A 24,679-nucleotide genomic window follows, 5' to 3' on the forward strand; every position below is an offset into this window, starting at 1 on the left:
CGTCCCGTGCGGCCGCTCGGCCGTCCCCTCCGACCGCGGGAAGAACTCGTACCACGACCCGTACAACGCCCGCTCACGCTCCACCAGCAGCGGCAGGGTCTCCGACGCGGTGACCAGCTCCCGCAGGGGATGACGGGCCAGGACGGCGTCCACCTCCGGGGCCAGGGCCCCCGCGAGCCGGGAGGCGGCCGGGCGGTCCTCGTCGCGCAGGGCCTCGACCGCGGCGAGCAGGACGTCCCGCCCGCCCTCCGGCGCCTGGGCGGCGGCCCGCTCGTAGAGGCGGACGCCCTCCTCCAGGACGAGGTCGGTGTCGATGCCCGCCGGGATCTTGATCTCCGCGTGGTGCCGCCAGGTGGCGACCGGGTCGCTCCACGCCTCCACCGTGTAGGACCAGCGGCCCGGCGCGTCCGGGGTGACGTCGGCGCCCCAGCGGTCCGTGCCGGGGGCCAGCTCGCGCATCGGCGTCCAGGGGCCGGGGCGCCCGTCGGGATCGCGCAGGACCACGTTCGCGGCGACGGCGTCATGGCCCTCGCGGAACACGGTGGCCGAGACCTGGAACGTCTCCCCGGCGACCGCCTTGGCCGGCCGGCGCCCGTGCTGGACCATCGGGCGGACGTCGAGGACGGGGATGCGCCCCACGGCGGTCGCGGCGGGGGCGGAGGGCCGCTCCGGGGCGGGCGGTCCGGCGTCGGCGGGGCGGGCCCCGGGAGCCGGCGCGGGATCCTTCGCGGAGCCCTTGGCGCGTGGGGGTGTCGGGGGTGCTGACGAATGGTGCCTGGCGGGCATGACCGCTCCTGTCCGCATCAACGAGGGGTGGGCGGATGGCTGTGGGGAGGTGGGTCCTGCTGTGGGGGTGCCGAAGATGTACTGGTACCCGGAAACGGCCCGGTCGTACAGCTGACCGGATGTCCCGGGGTTCCGCTCGGGTCGTGCTCGGTCTCGTACCGGAGGAGCCTTCCCACCCTGTTCGGGTGAACAATCCGGCACTTTGTTAACTACTCGCGCGTATGTCCACACATAAGTCCGGCCGTGTTTCCCCTTTCGAACCGGCATACGACAACCGTGCCGTGTGCGCCACTGGGCAGCCTCTCGTGCCCCGTGGAGGGCGACAAGGTGGCCCACGGGGGTGAAACCGGCCAGAACGGGGCGTGTCCCGGCCCGGCGGGGAGAGCGCGTCGTGCCCCCGCAGGCCCCAGGACCCCGCTCGGCCTGCCCTCAGCGGCGGCCACACCCGCACCGGTAACGTTTCAGAAGACGTGGACGCACACTGCCGTGCGCCTCCTTCAACCGCACGCCGAGGTGGAATGTGAAGGCGATCCGTCGATTCACCGTCCGACCCCTTCTGCCCGAACCCCTCCGGCCGCTGAGCGACCTGGCCCGCAATCTGCGCTGGTCATGGCACGCGGAAACCCGTGACCTGTTCCAGTCCGTCGACCCCGAGCGCTGGTCGTCCTGCGGCGGCGACCCGGTACGGCTGCTGGGCGGCCTGCGCCCCGCGCGCCTCGCCGAGCTGGCCGGCGACCGCCGCTTCCTGCGCCGGCTGACCGCCGCCGCCGACGACCTCCACGACTACGCGACCGGCGACCGCTGGTACCAGACCCAGCCCTCCGGGCTCCCCGCCGCCATCGCCTACTTCTCACCCGAGTTCGGGATCACCGCCGCCCTGCCCCAGTACTCCGGCGGCCTCGGCATCCTCGCCGGCGACCATCTCAAGGCCGCCAGCGACCTGGGCGTACCCCTGATCGGCGTCGGGCTGCTCTACCGCCACGGCTACTTCCGCCAGACCCTGTCCCGGGACGGCTGGCAGCAGGAGCACTATCCCGTCCTCGACCCCAACGAACTGCCGGTGACCCTGCTCAAGGAGCCGGACGGCACCCCCGCGCACGTGGCCATCGCCCTGCCCGGCGGCCGGCAGCTGCGCGCACGGATCTGGCTGGCCCAGGTCGGCCGCGTCCCGCTGCTCATGCTCGACTCCGACGTCGAGGAGAACGACCTCGGCGAACGCGGGGTGACCGACCGGCTCTACGGCGGCGGCAGCGAGCACCGGCTGCTCCAGGAGATGCTGCTCGGCATAGGAGGTGTCCGGGCGGTGCGCACGTACTGCCGGCTCACCGGCCACGCCGAACCCGAGGTCTTCCACACCAACGAGGGGCACGCCGGCTTCCTCGGCCTGGAGCGGATCGCCGAGCTGTGCGCCGAGGGGCTCGACTTCGACTCGGGCCTGGAGGCGGTCCGCGCCGGCACCGTCTTCACCACCCACACGCCGGTCCCCGCCGGCATCGACCGCTTCGACCGCGATCTCGTCGCCCGGCACTTCGGCCCGCACGCGGAGCTCCCCGGCCTGGACGTCGGCCGCGTCCTGGGCCTGGGCAGGGAGACCTACCCCGGCGGCGAGGCGAACCTGTTCAACATGGCCGTGATGGGCCTGCGCCTGGCCCAGCGCGCCAACGGCGTCTCGCTGCTGCACGGCCAGGTCAGCCGGGAGATGTTCGCCGGTCTGTGGCCCGGGTTCGACGCCGACGAGGTGCCGATCACCTCCGTCACCAACGGCGTGCACGCCCCGACCTGGGTGGCCCCGGAGGTGCTGCGGCTCGGCGCCCGGCAGATCGGCGTGCAGCGCACCGAGGACGCGCTCAGCGTCGGCGGCTCCGAACGGTGGGACTCCGTCGCCGACATTCCCGACCAGGACGTCTGGGACCTCCGGCGCGACCTGCGCGAGCAGCTCGTCCAGGAGGTACGGGCGCGGCTGCGGGCCTCCTGGCGGCAGCGGGGCGCGGGGACGGCGGAGCTGGGCTGGATCGACGGGGTGCTCGACCCGGACGTCCTCACCATCGGGTTCGCGCGCCGCGTCCCGTCGTACAAGCGGCTGACGCTGATGCTGCGCGACCGGGACCGGTTGCGCGACCTGCTGCTGCACCCGGAGCGCCCGGTGCAGATCGTGGTCGCCGGCAAGGCGCACCCCGCCGACGACGGCGGGAAGCGGCTCGTCCAGGAACTCGTCCGGTTCGCCGACGACCCGCGAGTCCGCCACCGCATCGTCTTCCTCCCCGACTACGGCATGGCGATGGCGCAGAAGCTGTACCCCGGCTGCGACATCTGGCTGAACAACCCCCTGCGCCCCCTGGAGGCCTGCGGCACGTCCGGGATGAAGGCCGCGCTGAACGGCTGTCTGAACCTCTCCGTCCTGGACGGCTGGTGGGACGAGTGGTTCCAGCCCGACTTCGGCTGGGCGATCCCCACGGCGGACGGCGTCGGCACCGACCCCGACCACCGTGACGCGGTGGAGGCGGCGGCTCTCTACGACCTGCTGGAGCAGCGGGTGACGCCCCGCTTCTACGAGCGTGGGCGGCAGGGGCTGCCCGACCGCTGGATCGAGATGGTCCGCCAGACCCTCACCCTGCTCGGCCCGAAGGTGCTGGCCGGCCGGATGGTCCGCGAGTACGTCGACCGCCTCTACGCGCCGGCCGCTCGGGCCCACCGCGCCCTGACCCCGGACGCGGCCCGCGACCTGGCCGCCTGGAAGGCGCGGGTGCGCGCCGCCTGGCAGGGCGTGACCGTCGACCACGTCGAGACCTCCGTGGCCACCCCCACCGCCGAACTGGGCACCACTCTCGCCCTTCGCGTCCGCCTGAGCCTCGGCGACCTCACCCCCGACGACGTCGAGGTGCAGGCGGTCTCGGGCCGCGTCGACGAGGAGGACCGCATCACGGACGCGACGACGGTTCCCCTGAAACCGGCCGGAGCCCCCGATACCGGCAACCGCTGGACCTACGAGGGCCCCCTCTCCCTGGACCGCACCGGCCCCTACGGCTACACGGTCCGCGTCCTGCCCACCCACCCCCTCCTGGCGACCACCGCCGAACTGGGCCTGATGGCAACGCCGTTGGAGGACGCGGGGGAGGGTGCGGGCGTTCTGATGCGCTGACGGGGCACCTCGGGCCCCTTGTGCTCGACGCGGCCGTGCCGGATGCCCGCCCGGCACGGCCCGTTCCGCGCACGATCCGCGCCAACCACCCAGTAATCTCGCCTGGTTGAGGAACAACCATTCGAACTCGGGGAAGGCGTGCGTCGGAGTGGTGGGTAGATCTCCCGAAGATGATTCTGGAAGCGGTTCGTCCATATCCGATGAGGAGCTGCGGGCCTTTCTCGAGGAGAGCGAGCGGGGGCCGGACGCCTCCGTCCGCAAGGAGCCGTCGGCGCGGGCCCGTATGGTCACGGAGCGCCTGCGGCAGCAGGACGCACGAGGCGAAGTCCCCGCGGGCTGGCGCACCGGACCGGTCACGAGGGAGACGGAAGCCAGGGCGGAGCGCAAGCGCAGGACGTGGGCGTACGTCGCGGTGCCCGTCGTGATCGCGCTGGCCGTCGTGGCGATGCGGCCCTCGCTGCTGCCCGGCGACCTCTTCGGCGGCGAGCCGGAGGCCTTCTCCGCGTCGCCCCTGCCGGCGGAGACCGCGGCCCCGACCGGCGCGCCCGGCGAGGCCGGCCCCGACCGGCCCACGGTCGACCGGCCGTTCGCGGGATCCCCCGCGCAGCGCTGGGCCGACGGAGAGGCGGGCATCGTCCTGCCCGAGGCGACCGCGGTCGGCACGTGGTCCAAGGCCCAGGTGGAGCAGGCGCTGCGGCAGACCAAGAAGCTCCTGGTCGACGCGAACCTCGACCCGGTCACCCTGAGGGGCGGACGCCCGGAGACCGCCCTCGACGTGATCGATCCGCAGCAGAAAGACCTGCACACCCGGCTGAACACCGCGCTGAGCAGATCGGACAAGGAACACGACCCGCTGACGATGTTCAGCCGCTTCGATCCCCGCGAACTGCGCCTCGCCGGTGATGTGGTCAAGACCCGGGGACGGATGACGTTCACGGCGGGCGAGGGCGCCTCCGTCGCCGTGCACGCCGACTACACCTTCGTCTATCCCCTGATGCGAGTTGAGAAGGGCGCCACCGAGGTGTCCCGCGCCATCGTCCGTCGCGTGCTGGACGTCCAGCTGCCCGATCCCGCGAAGTACCTCGCCACGCCGGGGAAGATCTCCGTCCGGAACTACCGGCTGGACATCGGCAACACCGCCTGTGACATCCACGACGGCTTCCTGCATCCCAACTTCCCGACCGGCGGGCCCACCGGACCGGCCCCGACCGGACCGACGGTGGACCCCTACGACCGCAGCAAGGACATCGCCGACGGCCGCGAGAGGGGATGCGGAGTGGTGTCCCGTACCTGACGTGCCGCCACGTGTGCCGTGAGCGGCGGTACGTGTCCGCCGGCGGACCCTCGCTACTCCGTGTCCGGCCCCGCCGCCAGGTCCCGCAGTACCGCCCCGCATCTGCGGGCGTACGCCTGCTGCAGGCCGCGGGTCGCCGGGCCGCCCGCACGGGCGTACCACTTGGCGGGGCGGCTGAACGCCGAGACGGTGAGCCATACGGTGCCGTCGCCCGTGCGGTCCACGACGAAGGACTCCTCGCCCGACTCCGGGTGGCCGGGGAGGGTGCCGTAGGCCCAGCCGGCCCGGCGGCGTTCCTCCAGCGTCCACACGACGCGGCAGGGCGCCTTGATCATGCCGGCCAGGGTGACGGTGACGTCCACGTCGGGGGCCGCGCGGTCGGCGGTGGCCGTGACGCCGACGCCCAGCGCGCGGTGCATCTCCCAGCTGAGGACCGCCTCGGCGGCGCGGCGGAAGACGGCCTCGCCCTCGCCGAGGCGGGTGCGCACGTGCAGGGCGTGGAACCCCGGCGGGCAGTGCCCCGGACGCTCGCGCGTCGCGCCGACGTCGTCGTACGTGAACTCCCCAGCAGACATGGGACCCAAGACTAAGGGCGGCACCCGGTACGTCCAGCTCCCGGGTGCCGCCCTCAGTCGACTTGCGTCAGATCAGCCGACGTTGACCGCCGACCAGGCCGCCGCCACCGTCTTGTACTCGGTGCTGGTGGAGCCGTACAGCGCCGAGGCCGCGTTCAGGGTCGCCGTGCGGGCGCCCGCGTAGTTGGTGGTCGAGGTCATGTACGAGGTCAGGGCCTTGTACCAGATCTGGACCGCCTTGGCGCGACCGATGCCGGTGATCGTCGAGCCGTTGGAGGTCGGCGAGTTGTAGGACACGCCGTTGATCGTCTTCGCGCCGCTGCCCTCGGACAGCAGGTAGAAGAAGTGGTTCGCCGGGCCGGACGAGTAGTGCACGTCCAGGTTCTTCAGCGACGACGACCAGTAGTTGGCCGACGCGCCGTCCTTGCTCGGCTGGTCCATGTAGCGCAGCGGCGTGCCGTTGCCGTTGATGTTGATCTTCTCGCCGATGAGGTAGTCGCCGACGTCCTTGGTGTTCGCGGCGTAGAACTCCACCGCGGTGCCGAAGATGTCGGAGGTGGCCTCGTTGAGACCGCCGGACTCACCGGAGTAGTTCAGGCCCGCCGTGTTCGAGGTGACGCCGTGGGTCATCTCGTGGCCGGCCACGTCCAGCGAGGTGAGCGGCTTGGTGTTGCCCGAGCCGTCGCCGTAGGTCATGCAGAAGCAGCTGTCGTCCCAGAAGGCGTTGACGTACGCGTTGCCGTAGTGGACGCGGGAGTACGCGGCGACACCGTTGTTCTTGATGCCGTTGCGGCCGAAGGTGTTCTTGTAGAAGTCCCAGGTGGTCTGGGCGCCGTAGGCCGCGTCCACCGCCGCCGTCTGGTCCGTGGAGGAGCTGGAGGCCGCGCCGGTGCCCCAGGTGTCGTCCGCGTCCGTGAACAGCGTGCCCGCCGAACTGGTGGTGCTGCGGGCCTTGTTGTACGTCTTGTGGCCGCCGCGACCGGTGTCGTTCAGCTGGTACGTGGAACCCGACAGGGACGTGCCGAGGGTGACCGTGCCGGAGTAGAGGCTCTTGCCCGTGCCGGTCTCGATGCCCTGGTACTCGTAGAGCTTCGCGCCGGTGGCCGCGTCGGTGATGACGTGCAGCTCGTTCGGGGTGCCGTCGTCCTGGAGGCCGCCGACGACCGTCTCGTAGGCGAGGGTCGGCTTGCTGCCGTTGCCGGCCCAGACCACCTTGCGGGGGGCGCGGGAGGCGTCGGTGTCCTGCGAGCCCGCGGCCTTGGCCAGGGACAGCGCCTGCGACTCCGCCTTCGCCGCCGGCAGCGCCGCGCTGGTCGAGGCGACCTTGATGGCGGCGTTCGTCGCCTTGCTGACGCCCTGCTCGACGCCGGCGGCCGACTCGTGGACGACCAGGTCGCCGCCGAGGACCGGCAGGCCCGCGTAGGTGCGCTCGTAACGGGTGTGGACGGTGCCGTCGGCGTCCTTGACGACGTCACGGACGACCAGCTTCTCCTGCGCGCCCAGGCCGATCTCCTGTGCGGTCGCGGGCGCCTCGGCCTGCTTGTCCTGGATGAGCGCGGTGCGCGCGGCGGGGGCCAGCGCGGTGGGCACGGCGAGCGGCTTGGCGCTCGTCGATTCCGCCGGCGACTGCGCGGCGGCGGTGCCGGCGGTCAGGCCGGTGGTGACGAGGGCTCCGGCCGCGACGGCGGTGGCGATGGCCAGAGAGGTGCGCTTGTGACGCGCGTAGAGGGAGGTCACACAAGCTCCTTGGATGTGGGGGCTACCCGGTCGGCGTGGGGAGGCCGGCCGGTGCTGCGGTGAAGTTGTGCGGCAGGTGAGAGGAAGATTGGCATCAAGTCGCGTACATGTCATGAGGGTGTGGTGATGTTGGCCGGAAAACGACCAACCGATGAATGTTGCCGCTGTGTAAAGCGAGTCGACCCACGTAAAGGGCCAACAGGACGAAGGCAATCGAGAGGCAAAAGAGGGCGCCGCCCCGGGGAGTCGAACCTCCGGGACGGCGCCCTGTATGTGGGGGGTGAGCCTCAATTGACGCTGTTATGAGGCCTCCTGGCAGCGGCCTACGGGAAGGTCAGCTTCCAGCTGTTGATGTAGCCGGTGTCCTGCGCGGCGTTGTCCTGGACCCTCAGCTTCCAGACACCGTTGGCGACCTCGGAGGACGCGTTCACGGTGTACGTGGTGTTGATGTTGTCCGAGCTGCCGCCGGTGCCGTACGCCTTCAGCGTGTACGCCGTGCCGTCCGGGGCGATCAGCTGCACCTGGAGGTCGCCGATGTAGGTGTGGACGATGTCCACGGCCACCGCGAGGTTGGACGGGGCGTTGCCCGTGCGGCCCGAGACGGTGACCGCCGACTCGACGGCCGCGCCGTTGTCCGGAATCGACACGTCGGCCGTGTTCTCGAAGGAGGTGCCGCCACCGCCACCGCCGCCGGGACGCGAACCGACCGCGATCGCGGCCCAGGCGTTCGCCACCGCCGTGTACTCGGCGGAGGTGGTGCCGTACAGCTCACCGGCCGCCGCGAGGGTCCCGGTGCGGGCGCCCGCGTAGTTGGTGTTCGAGACGAACTTGGTCGTCAGTGCGCGGAACCAGATCTTCTCCGCCTTGTCGCGGCCGATGCCGGTGACCGGGAGCCCGTCCGACGTGGGCGAGTTGTAGGACACGCCGTTGATCGTCTTCGCGCCGCTGCCCTCGGACAGCAGGTAGAAGAAGTGGTTCGCCGGACCGGACGAGTAGTGCACGTCGATCCCGCCGAGCCCGGAGTACCAGCTGTCCTTGGACGAGCCGTCCTTGCTCGGCTTGTCCATGTAACGCAGCGGCGTGCCGTCGCCGTTGATGTTGATCTCCTCGCCGATGAGGTAGTCACCGACGTCGGAGGAGTTGTTGGCGTAGAACTCGACGGTCGATCCGAAGATGTCGGACGTCGCCTCGTTCAGGCCGCCGGACTCGCCGGAGTACCGGAGGCCCGCCGTGTTGGACGTGAGCCCGTGCGTCATCTCGTGCGCGGCCACGTCGATCGCCGTCAGCGGGTTGGCGTTGCCGGAGCCGTCGCCGTACGTCATGCAGAAGCAGTCGTCCGACCAGAACGCGTTGACGTAGTTGCTGCCGTAGTGGACGCGGGAGTACGCGCCGACGCCGTCGCCGCGGATGCCCGAACGGCCGTGCACGTTCTTGTAGTAGTCCCACGTCAGCTGCGCGCCGTAGTGGGCGTCCGCGCCGGCCGACTCCAGGTTCGAGGCGCTGCCGTTGCCCCACACGTCGTCGGGGCCCGAGAACAGCGTGCCGGTGCCGGAGGTGCCGCGGTTGAGGTTGTAGGTCTTGTGGCCGCCGCGCGCTCCGTCGGTCAGGTTGTACGTCGACCCGGACTGCGTGGTGGTGAGCGTGACCTGACCGCTGTACACCGTGTTGCCGACGCCGGTCTCGATCGCCTCCCACTCGTACAGCTTCGCGCCCGTCGTGGCGTCCGTGACGACGTGCAGCTCCTGCGGGGTGCCGTCGTGCTGGAACCCTCCGACGACCGTCTCGTACGCCACCGTCGGCTTGCCGTTCGCCGCCCAGATCACCTTGCGGGGCTCACGGTTGACGCCGGGGTTCTTCGCGGACTCCGCCTTGGCCGCCGCCAGCGCCTGCGCCTCGGCCTTCGCGGCGGGCAGCTTGGCCGTGGTGGTCGCCGGCGTGATGGCCGCGCGGGTGGCCTTGACGACGCCCTCGGTGGCGCCGGCCGGGGTGCTCTCGACGACCAGGTCGCCGCCGAGGACGGGCAGGCCCTCGTAGGTGCGCTCGTAGCGGGTGTGGACCGTGCCGTTGCCGTCCTTGACGACGTCACGGACGACCAGCGCCTCCTTGGCGCCCAGGCCCAGCTCCTTGGCGGTCTGCGCCTTGTCGGCGTTCGCGTCGCGTATCAGCGCGGCACGCTGGGCGGGGGAGAGCCGGACCGACTCCGCGCCCGGGGCCGCCTGGCCGGCCGCCTTCGGGGCCTGGGTCGGGGCGGCGGTCGCCGCGCCGGACTGCACGGCGGTGGCGAGGAGCGCGGCCACGCCGACGAGCGCGGCGGCCGTGGCTCTGCGGTACGGGGTGTGGGGGGTGCGTCTGCGAGAACTGCTGCTCACACTGACTCCTTCTGCGCGGCCGCGGATCACGCGGCCAGGGGAGACCGGACGACGGATCGGCCGTCCGGGCACGACTTAGACGTCTTGGGGCGGTACGCAGAACGGGGTGGTGCTGTGGGGTTGCTGTGCAGTAGCAGGGGGAAGAGTGGCAGGTGGCAGCGCTGTCTGTCAGGAGCGCGTCAGAAAGTTGGCCGGAAACGGTTCGTTGACCGGGAGTTCATGTTCGATATACGGATGAGTCGCCCGGACCCGGCCTTGAACTCCCGCCTCAAGGCCGTCGGTTCCTCGGCTCCCCGTGCCACGTCCCCCACAGCGCCGCGTACGGGCCCCCGGCCGCCACCAGCTCCTCGTGCGTGCCGAGTTCGGCGAGCCGCCCGTCCTCCATCACGGCCACCCGGTCCGCGTCGTGCGCGGTGTGCAGCCGGTGGGCGATCGCGATGACCGTCCGGCCGCGCAGGACCGCGGCCAGGGCGCGCTCGGTGTGCCGCGCGGTCGTCGGGTCCAGCAGGGCTGTCGCCTCGTCCAGGATCAGCGTGTGCGGATCCGCCAGCACCACGCGCGCCAGGGCTAGTTGCTGAGCCTGAGAGCCGTCCGTACGGCCCCGGTCCGCGCCCAGCTCCGCATCGAGGCCGCCGGGCAGCTCCCGCACCCAGCCCTCGGCTCCGACGGCCGTCAGCGCCGCCCACAACTGCTCGTCGGTCGCGGCCGGTTCGGCGATCAGCAGATTGTCGCGAACCGTGCCGATGAACACATGGTGCTCCTGGGTGACCAGAACGACCTGCCGGCGCAGCGCCTCCGGCGCCAGCTCCGAGACCGGCACCCCGCCCACCGTCACCGAGCCGGCCGTGGGCGCGTCCACCCCCGCGATCAGCCGGCTCAGCGTGGACTTCCCCGCGCCGGACGGGCCGACGACCGCGAGCCGCTCGCCCGGCCGCACCGTCAGGTCGACCCCGCGCAGCACCTCGCCGCCCCGCTCGTAGGCGAACCGCACGTCCCTCACCTCGATCAGGTCGTCCGCCGGAACGCGAACCGGAACCGAGTCCGACGCGCCGCCGGCCGCCCCCGCCGGCCGCGACGCCTCGCCCAGCCCCTCCACACGGGCGAACGAGGCCCCGCTGCCCTGGAGTTGGTCCACCCGCATCAGGATCTCGTCCAGCGGCCCGGTGAACTGGCGCAGATACAGCGCCGCCGCCACCACCGCCCCCAGGCTCACCGCGCCCCGCGCGTGCAGCGCCCCGCCCAGCAGCAGGACGCCCGCCACCGGCAGCGAGTACGACACCTCGATCACCGGGAAGAACACCGACCGCAGGTACAGGGTGTGGAAGCGGGCCCGCCGCGAGGTCTCCAGCGCCTCCCGGCTGGCCGCGACCCGACGCTCCCGCAGCCGGAACGCCTCGACCGTACGGGCCCCCGTCGCCGTCGCGGCGAGGATTTCGGCGACCTCGGAGGTGGCCGCGCCCTCGGCCAGATAACCGGCCCGCGCCCGCCGCAGATACCAGCGCAGCACGACCAGGATCGGCGTGAGCCCCAGCACTCCGACCGCGCCGAGCAGCGGGTCGATCAGGAACACCGCGCCGATCAGGAACAGCGCCTGCACCGAGGAGACCAGCAGCTCGGGGCCGGCGTCGCGCAGGGTGGCGCCCACCGCGGCCACGTCGGCGGTGCCGCGCATGGTCAGATCGCCGGCCCCGGCCCGCTCCACGACCGACGCCGGCAGCGACAGCGCCCGGTCGACGAACTCCTCACGCACCCGGGCGAGCGTGCGCTCCCCGAAGCGGTGCCCCGCGTACCGGGCCCAGCGCGCCAGCAGCAGCTGGGCCAGCGCGCACACCAGGATGGCCGCCGCCAGCCGGTCCACCGCGCCGACCCCGCCGCCCTCCCGCACCGCGTCGACGATCCGGCCCAGCAGCCAGGGACCGGCCAGACCGGCCGCGGCGGCGAGCAAGTTCAGTGCCAGGACGACGGCGAAGGCCCGCCCGTCCGCCCGCACCAGCCGCCCCGCGGCCCGCCGCACCTCGTCCGGTCCGGCGACGGGCAGGCGCCCCGTGCCCCGCACGTCGTCCGCCGCCACGCTCCCGCCGCCCGCCGTCACCGCAGAACCTCCTCGACACCTTCGGTACCTTCAGCGCCCGGTGCGGACTGCGCACCCCGCGCCCTCACTTCGCGCGGGGCGCCCCCGTCGTCCTCGTCGTCGTCCGGGTCTCGCGCCACCAGCGCCCGGTAGCCCGGCTCCGTCTCCAGCAGCCTGCGGTGCGGGCCGCTCGCCGCCACCTTGCCGTCCACCAGGTAGTGGACGGTGTCGGCGTGGTCCAGCAGCAGCGGGGAGGTGCTGGTGACGACGGTCGTGCGGCCGGCCCGCGCCGCGCGCAGACGTCCGGCGATCGCGGCCTCCGTGTGCGCGTCCAGCGCCGACGTCGGCTCGACGGCGAGCAGCACCTCCGGGTCGGCGAGCAGCGCCCGCACCAGCCGGACACGCTGCCGCTGACCGCCGGAGAGACTGCGCCCCTGCGCCGCCACGGGCGAGTCGAGCCCCTCCGGCAGCCCCTGCACGACGTCCTCGGCGGCCGCCGCCCGCACCGCCCGCCGCTCCTCCTCGGGGGAGCGTTCCCGCCGGCCGCCCACCACCTCGCGCAGGCTGCCCGCGAACAGGTCGGCCTCGTTGTCGGCGACCAGGATCCGCGCCCTGACCTGCGTCAGGGCGACCGCGTCCAGCCGGACGCCGCCCCAGGTGACGTCCGACGGCGCGTACCGGCCCAGCCGGTCGACGACCTCGGCGGCGTCGGCGGGCCGGGCGCCGGCCAGCGCGGTCAGCCGGCCCGGCGCCACCCGCACCCCCGACGCGGGGTCCTCCAGCGCCGACGGCTCGGCGGGCGCTTCGGCGGTCCCGGTGTCCGGCTCGGGCTCCAGCCGCAGCAGCCGTACGACCCGGCGGGCGGCCACCACGCCCCGGCTGAGCTCGTAGCCCATCTCGACGAGGAACGCCACCGGGCCCACCAGTACGGCGACATAGCCGTACACCGACACCAACTCGCCGACCGTGAGCTCCCCTTGGGCGGCCAGCCGGGCCGCCAGCCAGGTCACCACCGCGAGGAACACCGTCGGCAGCCCCATGCCCAGCGCCTGCATCCAGCTGGTGACCGAGCCGACCCGGTACCCCTGGGCGCGCAGCCGCTGCGAGTCACGGGCGAAGGCGTCCGCGAACAACTGCTTGCCGCCCAGCCCGTTGAGCACGCGCAACCCGCCCGCGAGGTCGCCGATCCGGGCGGTGAGCACGCCCTGCCGCTCCCGGTACTCGCTCTCCGCGCCCTGCAACCGCGCCATCAACGGCCCGACCAGCACCGCCACCACCGGCATCCCCAGCAGCACCACCCCCGCGAGCAGCGGCGAGACGGACAGCAGCAGCCCGGCGACGACGACGTACACCACGAGCGAGCCCACGCCCGGCCCGATCACCGTCAGCGACGAGGAGATGGTGCCCACGTCGCCCACCCCGACCGTGACGACCTCCCCGGCGCCGACCCGGCGCGGCAGCGCGGCGCCCAGCCGCACCGCCTGCCCCACGACCACTTTCACCGTGCGGAAGTTGGCGTCCATGCGCACCCGCGTCATCGTGCGGTGCCGCATGATGCTCACCCAGGCGTTGCCCGCGCCGACCACGAACAGGGCGGCCGTCCAGCCGGCCAGCGCGGCCGTGTCGCCCGGCTCCAGCCCCTCGTCGACGGCCTTGGACAGCAGGTACGGCGCCGACGCCATCAGCACCAGCCAGACGCTGCCCAGCACCGCGCCGGCCACCGACCGCCCCGGCTGGCGGCACACCAGCCACCACAGGTACCGGGCGCCGCCACGGCGGTCGGGTGCGCCCGGGTCCTCGTACGCGTCGATCACTCGTTCCCCCTGCCGGTCCTCACGTCTCCTTCGGCGCGCGTCACGCCAGACTGTCCCGCCACGCCCGGTGCAGATCCGCGAACCGGCCCGTGCCCGCGATGAGTTCGGCCGGGCTGCCGTCCTCGACGATCCGCCCGTGCTCCATGACGAGCACCCGGTCGGCGATCTCCACGGTGGACAGCCGGTGCGCGATCACCACCGCCGTCCGGCCCTTGAGCACCGTCGCCATCGCCGCCTGCACGGCCCGCTCGCCCGGCACGTCGAGCGAGCTGGTCGCCTCGTCCAGGATCAGCACCGCGGGATCGGCGAGCAACGCCCGTGCGAAAGCCACCAGTTGGCGCTGACCGGCGGAGATGCGGCCACCCCGCTTGCGTACGTCCGTGTCGTAACCGTCGGGCAGCGCGCTGATGAACTCGTGCGCGCCGATGGCCTTCGCCGCCCGCTCGATGTCCTCCCGGCTCGCCTCCGGCCGGCCGATCGCGATGTTCTCGGCGACCGTGCCGGAGAACAGGAACGCCTCCTGCGTCACCATCACCACGCCCCGCCGCAGCTCGGGCACCGCGAGATCGCGCAGGTCGACGCCGTCGAGGAGGATCCGGCCGGCGCTGGGATCGTAGAAGCGGGCGAGGAGCTTGGCCAGGGTGGACTTGCCGGCGCCGGTGGAGCCGACCACCGCGACCGTCTGCCCCGCCGGCAGGGTCAGATCGAAGCGGGGCAGCACCTCGCCGCCGGTGCGGTAGCCGAAGCCGACCGCCTCGAACACGACCTCCCGGCCGGGGAGTCCGCCCTGCCGGGCGGGCAGCTCCCGGGGGGCCGGCGGCTCGGGCACGGACGGCGTCTGGGCGAGCAGCCCCGCGATCTTCTCCAGCGAGGCCGCCGCCGACTGGTAGGAGTTGAGGAACATGGCGAGCCGGTCGATCGGGTCGTACAGCCTCCGCAGGTACAGCACCGCCGCCGCCAGCACGCCCAGCGCCAGGGTGCCGTCCGCGACCCGGTAGGCGCCCCACAGCACGATCAGCGCGACGGAGGTGTTGGCGACCAGCCGGGAACCGACGACGTACCGGGCCATCTCCAGCAGCGCGTCGCCGTTGGTGCGCTCGTGCCCCTGGTTCAGCGTGCGGAACTCGGCGTCGTTGACGTCCTCGCGGCGGAACGCGCGCACGGGGCGGATGCCGTTCATCGTCTCCACGAACTTCACGATCACGGCCGCGATCGCGGTGGACCGCGCCCGGTACACCGCCTTCGCGCGCCGCTGGTAGATCCGCACGAGGAAGTGCAGCGGCACGAAGGACGCCACCGCCACGGCCCCCAGCCCCAGGTCCAGCCAGAGCAGCATCGCCGAGATGAAGACGAAGGACAGGACGACCGTGATCAGTTCCTGGAGCCCCTCCTCGAGCAGTTCGCGCAGGGACTCCACGTCCGTGGTGGAACGCGAGATCAGCCGGCCCGAGGTGTAGCGCTCGTGGAAGTCGACGCTCAGCGCCTGCGCGTGCCGGAAGATCCGGCCGCGCAGGTCCAGCAGCACGTCCTGGTTGACGCGGGCGGAGGCGATCAGGAACGCGTACTGCAGCCCGCCGGAGGCCAGCGCGCACAGCAGGTATCCGGCGGCCACGGCGACGAGCGGCCCGTGGTCGTCGTCGCGGAACGCCGGCACGGCCCGGTCGATGGCGTACGCCACCAGCAGCGGGCCGGCCTGCACGGCCGCCTGCTGGAGGAGCAGCAGGAGCGTGGTGAGGGCGACGCGCGCCTTCATCGGCGCGAGCAGCGAGCGCAGCAGGGCCGCCGTGGCGCCCGGCGGGGTGGGCAGGACGTCCCGGTCGAAGGGGTCGCCGTCGACTCCCGCGGGCGCCGGCTCGTGCGCGTGCCCGGAGTCCTCGGCGGTGGGGGAGGGGGTGGGGGTCGTGGGGGCGGTCATCGGCGGTCGTCCTCCTGGTCCCGGGACGGGGCGCCGGCCGTCGCGCCCGACGTCACGTCGCTCGTCTCGCCGGACATCAGGTGCGCGTACTCGGCGTTGGTGCGCAGCAGTTCGTGGTGGGTGCCCACAGCGGTGATCCGGCCGCCCGACAGCAGGGCGACCCGGTCGGCGAGCAGCACGGTCGACGGGCGGTGGGCCACGATCAGCGCGGTGGTGCCGGCGAGGACCTGGCGCAGCGCGGCCTCCACGGCGGCCTCCGTGTGGACGTCCAGCGCGGACAGCGGGTCGTCGAGGACGAGGAACCGGGGCCGCCCCACGACCGCCCGCGCGAGCGCCAGTCGCTGCCGCTGACCGCCGGACAGGCTCAGCCCCTGCTCGCCGACCTGGGTCCGCGTCCCCTGCGGCAGCGCGTGCACGAAACCGGCCTGCGACACGGCGAGCGCCCGCTCCAGCTCCTGGGCGCCCGCGGCGTCGTCCGCCCCCATGAGCACGTTCTCCCCGACGCTCGCGGAGAACAGCGTCGGCTCCTCGAAGGCCACGGCGACCTTCGCCCGCAGCTCCTCCCGGGACATCGCGGTGATCTCCTCCCCGTCGAGCAGGATCCGCCCGGACGTCACCTCGTACAGCCGCGGCACGAGTGCGGTGAGGGTCGTCTTCCCGCTTCCGGTGGCCCCCACGAGCGCCATGGACTCCCCGGCCCGCACGTGCAGATCGACCCGGACGAGGGTGGGAGCGGCGTCCGGTTCGGCGTCGGGGTACCGGAACACGACTCCGTCGAACAGCAAGCCGTCCGCACCCTCGGCCGCGGGCAGTGACGCCGCCGGGCCGTGCTGCGGACCGCGCGTCACCGGCTCGGGTCCGCCGCGGGCTCCGGGCTGTCCCGCCTCCTCCGGCTCCGCGTCCATCACCTCGAAGTACCGCTCGGTGGCCGTCGCCGCCTCCTGGCTCATCGCCAGCAGGAACCCGATGGAGTCCACAGGCCACCGCAGGGCCAGCGCCGTGGACAGGAAGGCGACCAGCGTCCCCGCCGACAGGTCCCCGTCCGCCACCTGCACCGCCCCGAGCACCAGCGCCGCCCCGATGGCCGCCTCGGGCAGCGTCACGATGACCGCCCAGATCGTCGCCAGCAGCCGCGCCTTGCGCAGTTCCGTCCCGCGCAGCGTCCGCGACAGTTCCCGGAACGCCCGCGCCTGACTGCGGTGCCGGCCGAACCCCTTGATGACGCGGATGCCGAGGACGCTCTCCTCGACGACCGTCGTCAGATCACCCACCTGGTCCTGCGCCTGCCGCGCCACGATCGCGTACCGGCGTTCGAAGATCACGCACATCACCATCACGGGGATCGCGGGCCCGAGGATCACCAGCCCCAGCGACCAGTCCTGCATCAGCATGATGATCACGCCGACGATGATCGTCACCCCGTTGACCAGCAGGAACGTCAGCGGAAAGGCGAGGAACATCCGCAGCAGCATCAGATCCGTGGTGGCCCGGGACAACAGCTGCCCGGAGGGCCAGCGGTCGTGGAAGGCCACCGGCAGCCGCTGGAGGCGCCGGTAGAGGCCCGAGCGCATCTCCGCCTCGACGTGCGCCAGCGGCCGGGCCACCAGCCACCGCCGCAGTCCGAAGAGCAGCGACTCCGCGATGCCGAGCAGCAGCAGGTACAGCGCGCCCAGCCAGACCCCGGCCGGGTCCTGGTCGGCGACCGGACCGTCCACCATCCACTTCAGGACGAGAGGGAACACCAGCCCCGCGCACGAGGCCACGACGGCGACGAACGCGGCGGTGAACAACCGCACCCGCACCGGCCGCACATAGGGCCACAGGCGGAGCAACGTCCGTACGGAGGAACGATCCTTGGTGCTTGCACGTGTCGTCGGCATCACCGGCGAGCCTACGGACCGCCACTGACATCGCCCAGCGAGTTTTGGCCGGAACGTGATCGTGCGAAAGTCCTACGACCTGCACGTTCGACCATGCGAACGGCCTGGCGGCGGTGCGGTGGGGTCAGTGGTCCGCGACCCTCATCTCGAACCATGTCGTCTTGCCCCGGGGCAGCAGATCGACCCCCCAGCGGTCGGCCAGCTTGTCGACGAGGAACAGGCCCCGGCCGCTGACGTCCAGCTCCTGCACCGGCATCAGACAGGGCAGTCCGCGGGAGGGGTCGCGCACCTCGACGCGGATCCGGCCGCGAGGGCGGCGCATCCGGAGGCCGAAGACCCGCGCGCCGGTGTGCCGGACGGCGTTGCCGACGAGTTCCGAGGCGAGCAGCACGGCGTCCTCGGTCATCCTGGCGCTGAGCTGCCAGCGGCGCAGGACGATGACCTGGACGAGCCGGCGGGCGGTGGCGGCGGACTCGGGACGGGACGGCAGCCGGACCTCCGCCTCGGTCGGGTCGCCGAACAACTCCACTGCGTTGAGCGCCCGTTCGTCCACGACCGCGGGCGACCAGCGTGCCGCGGCCACGCGACCGTCCCCCCGCGGCTGATCGATGTCCTCCAGCCCCGCCATGCCCCCCATCATGGCCGTCCGGGGCGATCGCCGGGGTGGTTCCCAAGGAATGCACCCCCTGGAGGGCACTGTTCCGAAGGGTGCCCGCGGTATGCGCCGAAGGTGGACGGGGTCGGGGGAAACCCGCGTCCACCTGCCGCGACGACCGGCCGATAAGCGGGTCCCCGACTCCCCGGACAAGACAGGCTTAAGGCTGCCTTAAGGTTCCCGTAATCCGGTGAACCGCACCTTCACGCGGCCCGTCTCACAGGAACTTCGCCTTCCCCGGCCCCTCCTCCATGAAGCTCCGCATGCCGATCTCGCGGTCCGCCGTGGCGAACAGGCCCGCGAACCAGTTCCGTTCGACGGCCAGACCCGTCTCGATGTCCGTCTCCAGACCGGTGTCGATCGCCTCCTTCGCCGCGCGCAGCGCGATCGCCGGACCCTGCGCCAGCTTCGCCGCCCACGCGTGCGCCTGCGTGTACACCTCGCCGGCCGGGACCACCCGGTCCACCAGACCCAGGTTCAGCGCCTCGTCCGCCTTGACCATGCGACCGGTGAAGATCAGGTCCTTCGCCTTGGACGGGCCGACCAGCCGGGCGAGCCGCTGGGTGCCGCCCGCGCCGGGGATCAGGCCGAGCAGGATCTCCGGCTGGCCCAGCTTCGCGTTGTCCGCGGCGATCCGGAAGTCCGCGCACAGCGCCAACTCGCAGCCGCCGCCCAGCGCGTAGCCCGTCACGGCCGCCACCACCGGCTTGGGGATCCGGGCCACCGCCGTGAAGGCGTCCTGCAACGCGCGGGCGCGCAGGATCATCGCCGTGTGGTCCATGTCCTGCATCTCCTTGATGTCCGCGCCCGCCGCGAACACCTTCTCGCCGCCGTAGATGACGACGGCCCGTACGTCGTCACGACGGGTCGCCTCCTCGGCCAGCTCCCTGAGCCGGTCCTGGGTGGCGACGTCCAGCGCGTTCATGGGCGGGCGGTCGAGACGGATCGTGCCGACGCCCTCGGCGACTTCGAGATTCACGGTCATGCGAGCAGGTTAACGGGGACTAACCGGTGCTGGGACGGTGCGGCGGGTCACATCGGCGGCCGGGGGTCCGGGGGTTGCCCCCGGGGTGGCGCAGCACGGGGACTAACCGGTGCCGGGACGGTGCGGCGGGTCACATCGGCGGCCGGGGGTCCGGGGGGCCGGGGGTTGCCCCCGGGGTGGCGCAGCACGGGGACTAACCGGGGCCGGGGCGGTGCGGCGGGTCACATCGGCGGCCGGGGGTCCGGGGGTTGCCCCCGGGGCGGCGCAGTGCGGTGACCGACGTGACCGGGCCCGGTGCCGTGGGTCACGGCGCCGGGCCCGGTCAGCGGGAGGGAGGGGGCGGAACTACTTCTTCCACTCCGCCCACGACATGTTCCAGCCGTTGTAGCCGTTGTCCGCGGCCACGACCTCGTCGTTGGAGTTCTTCACGACGACCACGTCGCCGATCATCGAGTTCTTGAAGAACCACGCGGCCGGCACCCCGCTGTCATAGCCGCCGCGCACGTCGCGCAGGCCGATGCAGCCGTGGCTGGCGTTACGGTTGCCGAACGCGTCGCCGCCCCAGTAGTTGCCGTGGATGAAGGTCCCGGAGGTGGTCAGCCGCATGGCGTGCGGGACGTCCTTGATGTCGTACTCACCGCCGTAGCCGACCGTCTCGCCGTTCATCCGGGTCACCGTCAGCTTCTCGCTGATGACCATCTGGCCGTTCCAGGTCTCCATGCCGGGCTGTCCCGTGGTGACCGGGATGCTCTTGACGGTCTTGCCCTCCCGGGTGACCTGCATGGTCAGCTTGTCGACGTCCACCACGGAGACCTGGTTGCGGCCGATGGTGAAGGAGACCGTCTTGGTCTGCTTGCCGTAGACGCCCTCACGGCCCTCGACGCCGTCGAGGTTCATCTTTACCGTGACCTTGGTGCCGGCCTTCCAGTACTTCTCTGGACGGAAGTCCAGACGGTCGTTGCCGAACCAGTGGCTCTGGACGTCCACGGCCGGCTCGGTCTTGACGGTGATGGCCTTCTCGACGTCCGCCGGCTTGGTGATGCCCCGCGTGAAGAGGACCGAGAACGGCATGCCGACCCCGACCGTGGAGCCGTCCTCCGGCGTGAAGTCGCCGACGAAAGTGTTCTCCGGGGTCAGCGTGGTGAAGCTGGTGTCCTCGGCGGCCGTACGGCCCTGGGCGTCCTTCGCCACGGCGTGCACCTGGTACTTGGTGGCGGCGGCCAGATGCGTGCTCGGCGTCCAGCCGGCCCCGTCCGCGGAGATCGCGCCCGGTATCGCCGTGCCCTTGGCGTCCTTGACGACGACCTCGGTCAGCTTGCCCTTCGCGGCGGTGACCTTCAGCGTTCCGTTGGTGTCGATGTCCTTCGCGCCGTCCTTCGGGGCGATGCTCACGACCGCCTCCGACTGCGCGCCCTGCGCGGTGGCCGAGCCGGAGCCCCCGTCGGCCTTCGGCTTCTCCGAGCCGGAGTCCCCGCCCCCGCCGCAGGCCGTGACGGCCAGCATCAGCCCCCCGACGATCATCGCCAGCCGCTTGTCGCGGCCGCGTGAGCGCCTGCCAACCGATGCCCCCGATATCGGTCGCACGTTCACTTTTCTCTTCCCCTCCCCCGGGCCGGTCAGGCCCGCGCACCGGCGCGTCCCCCGCGCTGGCCGCATATTAACCACAAGGTCAACGGCCCTGGCGGCCCCCGACTGTCACCGTTCCGTCCCAACTTCGACCTTGGGAGGAAAGGTTCCCGAAACGGGGGCGGGGAACATGCGGCGCGTCAGGGAGAGGAGATCATCGAGCTCACCGAGTCGCAGGCGCCGTCACTCCACCGCGGTGCCCTCCGTCCACTCCTCCCAGTCCATGTTCCAGCCGCCGAGCCCGTTGTCCGCCGCGACCGTCTTGTCCTTGCTGTTGACGACCTCGACGACGTCGCCGACGAGGCTGCGGTCGAAGAACCAGCCCGCCGGGGTGTCGGAACCGCCGCCCTTCACATCCCTGAGGCCCACGCAGCCATGGCTGAGGTTGACCGTGCCGAACGCGTCCGCCGGCGCCCAGTAGTTGCCGTGCAGGAAGGTCCCGGAGTTGGTCAGCCGCATGGCGTGCGGCACGTCCGGGATGTCGTACTCGCTCTTGCCGTCCTTCTTCTTGAAGCCGACCGTGGCGCCGTTCATCCGGGTCAGCTCCAGCATCTCGGTCACCACCATCTTGCCGTTGTACGTCGTCGTCTTCGGCGCCCCGGCGGTGACGGGGACGGTGGCGATCAGTTCGTCCTCGCGCCGTACCTCCATGGTGTGCGCGGCGGCGTCGACACGGGAGACCTGGTGCCGGCCGACGGTGAAGGAGAACGTCCTGTCCTGGAGCCCGTAGACCCCCGGCGCGGCCTCCACGTCACGGAAGCGCAGCGCGACGCTCACCCGGGTGCCGGGCCGCCAGTACGTCTCGGGGCGGAAGTCCAGCCGGCTGTCGCCGAACCAGTGCGGCCGGACGTCGACGGCCGGCTCGGCGGTGACCCGGACCGCGCGCTCGACGGCGGCCCGGTCGGCGATCTCCCGGTTGAACTCCAGGGAGACGATCATCCCGGTGCCGACGGTGGAGCGGTTCTCCGGCGTGACGTAGCCGATGAAGCGTTCCTCGGGGACGAAGGTGGTGAAGGCGGTGTGCCGGGCCGAGCGGCGGCCCTTGCCGTCGACGGCCACCGCGTCGACCGTGTACCGGGCGGCGAGCCCGAGCCGCGCCTCGCGGGGGCTCCAGGTGCGCCCGTCGGCGGAGAGCCCGCCCGGCACGGGGGTCTCCCGCGCGTCCTGCCACTTGACGACCTTCACCGACTCCAGCCGCCCCTCGGTCACCCGCACCCGCAGCTCCTTGCCGGGGCGCACCGCCCGTGCCCCGTCCCGCGGGGTGACGCGGATGACGTCCTGTGCCGGCGGCGCCTTGCCCTGCGTCAGGTCCGGGCCGCCGCCGGCGCCCTCCCCGGTGCAGCCGGCCGCGCCGGCCAGCAGTCCTGCCCATGTCAGTACGGCGGCCAGCGCGGCCCCCGCGCGCCGCGCGCGCCGTTGTACGTGCCTCACGCGATACCCAACGACGGGGCACGCTCCGGGGAAACGTGAGTGCGAGGCACGGTCTGGGCAGAACAGGGAGGAGGACGACGCCAGGGGGCCGCGGCCGGGACGCCGTACGCCCCGGGGCCACCGTCGTTCCACGAGCCGCGGGAGGCGCAACGGTGTCCAGCGCAGCCGAGCAGGAGGCGGTGGCGGAGAGGCGCACCGCCGCGTCCGCCGTCGTGAACGGGACACGGCGGGCGACGCCGGGCGTGCCGGTGTGGCCGGGCGCGTCCACACCGCTGGGCGCCCGCTTCCGGGTCGGCCCGGACGGCGTCGCCGGCACCAATTTCGCACTGTGGGCGGCGGGTGCGGAGGCGGTCGAGCTGTGCCTCTTCGACGGGCAGGGCCGGGAGACCAGGGCCCGCCTCACCGAGCTGACCCACGAGATCTGGCACGGCTTCGTCCCCGGCGTGATGCCCGGGCAGCGCTACGGCTACCGGGTGCACGGCCGCTGGGACCCGTGGACCGGCGGGCGCTGGAACCCGGCGAAGCTGCTCCTGGACCCCTACGCGCGCGCGGTGGACGGCGAGTTCGCGCTGCCGCCCGAGGTGTACGGGCATGTGCGGGACTGGCCCGAGCAGCATGTCGCCGACACCGTGCGCGACGAACGGGACTCCGCGCCGTTCGTCCCGAAGGGCGTCGTCGTCCACGATGACGACGACTGGGCCGACGACCGGCGGCCCAAGACGCCCTGGGCGGACTCCGTCATCTACGAACTGCACGTGCGCGGCTTCACGATGCGGCACCCGGCGATCCCCGAGGAACTGCGCGGCACGTACGCGGGTCTGGCGCACCCCGCGGCGATCGAGCACCTGGTGAAGCTGGGCGTCACGGCCGTCGAGCTGCTGCCCGTCCACCAGTTCGCCCACGAGGACCATCTGCTGCGCCGCGGCCTGAAGAACCACTGGGGCTACAACTCCGTCGGCTACTTCGCCCCGCACGCCGCCTACGCCGCGTCCGGCACCAGGGGGCAGCAGGTCGGCGAGTTCAAGCGGATGGTGCGGGCACTGCACGCGGCCGGCATCGAGGTCATCCTCGACGTGGTCTACAACCACACCGCCGAGGCGGGCGAGCTGGGCCCGACGCTGTCGCTCAAGGGCATCGACAACCGCGGCTACTACCGCCTGCAGTCGGACGCCCGCCGCTACGCCGACTACACCGGCTGCGGCAACACGCTGCACGTCGTCCAGCCGCAGGTGCTCCGACTGATCACCGACTCGCTGCGCTACTGGGTCACGGAGATGGGCGTCGACGGCTTCCGCTTCGACCTCGCGGCGGCGCTGGCCCGCTCCATGCACGACGTCGACATGCTCTCCCCGTTCCTCGCGGTCATCGCCCAGGACCCGGTCCTGCGCCGGGTGAAACTGATCGCCGAGCCCTGGGACGTCGGCTCCGGCGGCTACCAGGTGGGCGCCTTCCCGCCCCTGTGGACCGAGTGGAACGACCGCTACCGCAACGCCGTCCGGGACTTCTGGCGGCACGCGCTGCCCGACGTCCGTGAGATGGGCTACCGCCTGTCGGGCTCCAGCGACCTGTACGCCTGGGGCGGCCGGCGGCCGTACGCCTCGGTCAACTTCGTCACCGCCCACGACGGGTTCACCCTGCGCGACCTCGTCTCCTACGAGCGCAAGCACAACGAGGCCAACGGCGAGGGCAACCGGGACGGCACGAACGACAACCGCGCCTGGAACTGCGGCGCGGAGGGTGAGAGCGATGACGAACGCGTACGGTCCCTGCGCCGCCGTCAGCTGCGCAACCTGCTGACCACGCTGCTGCTGTCGACGGGCGTGCCGATGCTGGTCGCGGGCGACGAGATGGGGCGGACCCAGCGGGGCAACAACAACGCGTACTGCCAGGACAACGAGATCAGCTGGGTCGACTGGGAACTGCTGGAGGACCCGGGCTGGAAGAACCTGTTCGACCTCACCTCCCGGCTGATCGCCCTGCGGCACGACCACCCCGTGCTGCGCCGCCGGGCGTTCTTCTCCGGCCGGCCCCACTCGGTGGACGGGCTGCGCGACCTGGCCTGGTTCACGCCGCGGGGCACGGAGATGACGGAACGGGACTGGTACGCCCCCGCGGCCACGCTGGGCATGTACCTCTCCGGCCGGGACATCCCCGGCCGCGACGAGCGGGGCGCCCCCATCACCGACGACAGTTTCCTCGCCGTCCTGCACGCCGGCGACCGCCCGGCCCCCTTCGTCCTGCCCGGTCCGCCCTGGGCCGAACGCTACGAACTCGTCCTGGACACCTCGACGGAGGACCAGTCCCGCCCGCCGCTGACCTCGCATCCCTCGGCGGTCCCCCTGACGGTCCCGGCCCGCTCGGTGCTCCTCCTGCGCGTCCTCACCTGAACCCGAGGCGGCGCG

Annotated in this window: 15 protein-coding genes; 3 read left to right on the forward strand and 12 right to left on the reverse strand. The window is 72.5% G+C overall.

The features are described from left to right. Positions 1 to 786 (reverse strand): maltotransferase domain-containing protein (locus ACIRS4_RS16010; RefSeq protein WP_404195519.1); only part of this gene is annotated, 786 nt, incomplete at its 3' end. Between the two features lie 520 nt (positions 787 to 1,306). Here ACIRS4_RS16010 and ACIRS4_RS16015 point away from each other — a divergent pair. After that, entirely contained in the window at positions 1,307 to 3,925 is a 2,619-nt protein-coding gene (locus ACIRS4_RS16015; protein ID WP_404195521.1) for a glycosyltransferase family 1 protein, read from the forward strand. 283 nt (positions 3,926 to 4,208) lie between these two features. Further along, positions 4,209 to 5,219, forward strand: coding sequence for a hypothetical protein (locus ACIRS4_RS16020; RefSeq protein WP_404195523.1), 1,011 nt, complete (start codon positions 4,209 to 4,211; stop codon positions 5,217 to 5,219). 53 nt (positions 5,220 to 5,272) lie between these two features. On the opposite strand, the gene ACIRS4_RS16025 is transcribed toward ACIRS4_RS16020, so the two are convergent. From ACIRS4_RS16025 to ACIRS4_RS16075, 11 genes are all read right to left on the reverse strand, one after another. Beyond that, a complete protein-coding gene (locus ACIRS4_RS16025) occupies positions 5,273 to 5,794 on the reverse strand; it encodes a DUF1990 domain-containing protein (protein WP_404195526.1) in 522 nt (173 codons plus the stop codon). Between the two features lie 72 nt (positions 5,795 to 5,866). Further along, positions 5,867 to 7,531, reverse strand: coding sequence for a M4 family metallopeptidase (locus ACIRS4_RS16030; RefSeq protein WP_404195528.1), 1,665 nt, complete (start codon positions 7,529 to 7,531; stop codon positions 5,867 to 5,869). A gap of 323 nt (positions 7,532 to 7,854) precedes the next feature. Next, entirely contained in the window at positions 7,855 to 9,900 is a 2,046-nt protein-coding gene (locus ACIRS4_RS16035) for a M4 family metallopeptidase (RefSeq protein ID WP_404195531.1), read from the reverse strand. Between the two features lie 268 nt (positions 9,901 to 10,168). Continuing rightward, complete coding sequence (locus ACIRS4_RS16040; RefSeq protein WP_404195533.1) at positions 10,169 to 11,992, reverse strand: ABC transporter ATP-binding protein; 1,824 nt, start codon at positions 11,990 to 11,992, stop codon at positions 10,169 to 10,171. Continuing rightward, complete coding sequence (locus ACIRS4_RS16045) at positions 11,989 to 13,785, reverse strand: ABC transporter transmembrane domain-containing protein (protein ID WP_404195536.1); 1,797 nt, start codon at positions 13,783 to 13,785, stop codon at positions 11,989 to 11,991. Before ACIRS4_RS16045 ends, ACIRS4_RS16040 begins: the two co-directional genes overlap by 4 nt. 40 nt (positions 13,786 to 13,825) lie before the next feature. Then, positions 13,826 to 15,700 carry an ABC transporter ATP-binding protein gene (locus tag ACIRS4_RS16050; protein ID WP_404195538.1) on the reverse strand — a complete coding sequence of 625 codons (1,875 nt, stop codon included), beginning with the start codon at positions 15,698 to 15,700 and terminating at the stop codon, positions 13,826 to 13,828. After that, positions 15,697 to 17,580, reverse strand: a complete 1,884-nt coding sequence (locus tag ACIRS4_RS16055; protein WP_404195540.1) for an ABC transporter ATP-binding protein — start codon at positions 17,578 to 17,580, stop codon at positions 15,697 to 15,699. Before ACIRS4_RS16055 ends, ACIRS4_RS16050 begins: the two co-directional genes overlap by 4 nt. A gap of 124 nt (positions 17,581 to 17,704) precedes the next feature. Beyond that, complete coding sequence (locus tag ACIRS4_RS16060) at positions 17,705 to 18,208, reverse strand: ATP-binding protein (RefSeq protein ID WP_404195543.1); 504 nt, start codon at positions 18,206 to 18,208, stop codon at positions 17,705 to 17,707. Between the two features lie 244 nt (positions 18,209 to 18,452). Continuing rightward, complete coding sequence (locus tag ACIRS4_RS16065) at positions 18,453 to 19,220, reverse strand: enoyl-CoA hydratase/isomerase family protein (protein WP_404195545.1); 768 nt, start codon at positions 19,218 to 19,220, stop codon at positions 18,453 to 18,455. A gap of 345 nt (positions 19,221 to 19,565) precedes the next feature. Next, positions 19,566 to 20,810 (reverse strand): Ig-like domain-containing protein, encoded by a 1,245-nt coding sequence (locus ACIRS4_RS16070; protein WP_404195547.1) that lies wholly within the window; start codon positions 20,808 to 20,810, stop codon positions 19,566 to 19,568. Positions 20,811 to 21,029: 219 nt separating this feature from the next. Continuing rightward, on the reverse strand, positions 21,030 to 22,277 hold the full coding sequence (locus ACIRS4_RS16075; protein WP_404195549.1) for an Ig-like domain-containing protein: 1,248 nt from the start codon (positions 22,275 to 22,277) through the stop codon (positions 21,030 to 21,032). A 152-nt stretch (positions 22,278 to 22,429) separates the two neighbouring features. Here ACIRS4_RS16075 and glgX point away from each other — a divergent pair, with 152 nt between their 5' ends. Continuing rightward, the gene (glgX, locus tag ACIRS4_RS16080; protein WP_404195552.1) at positions 22,430 to 24,664 is read left to right on the forward strand and encodes a glycogen debranching protein GlgX; all 2,235 of its coding nucleotides are present in this window, start codon (positions 22,430 to 22,432) and stop codon (positions 24,662 to 24,664) included. Positions 24,665 to 24,679 lie beyond the last annotated feature (15 nt).

It is taken from the genome of Streptomyces sp. NPDC101166 (assembly GCF_044768125.1).
Lineage (GTDB): Bacteria > Actinomycetota > Actinomycetes > Streptomycetales > Streptomycetaceae > Streptomyces.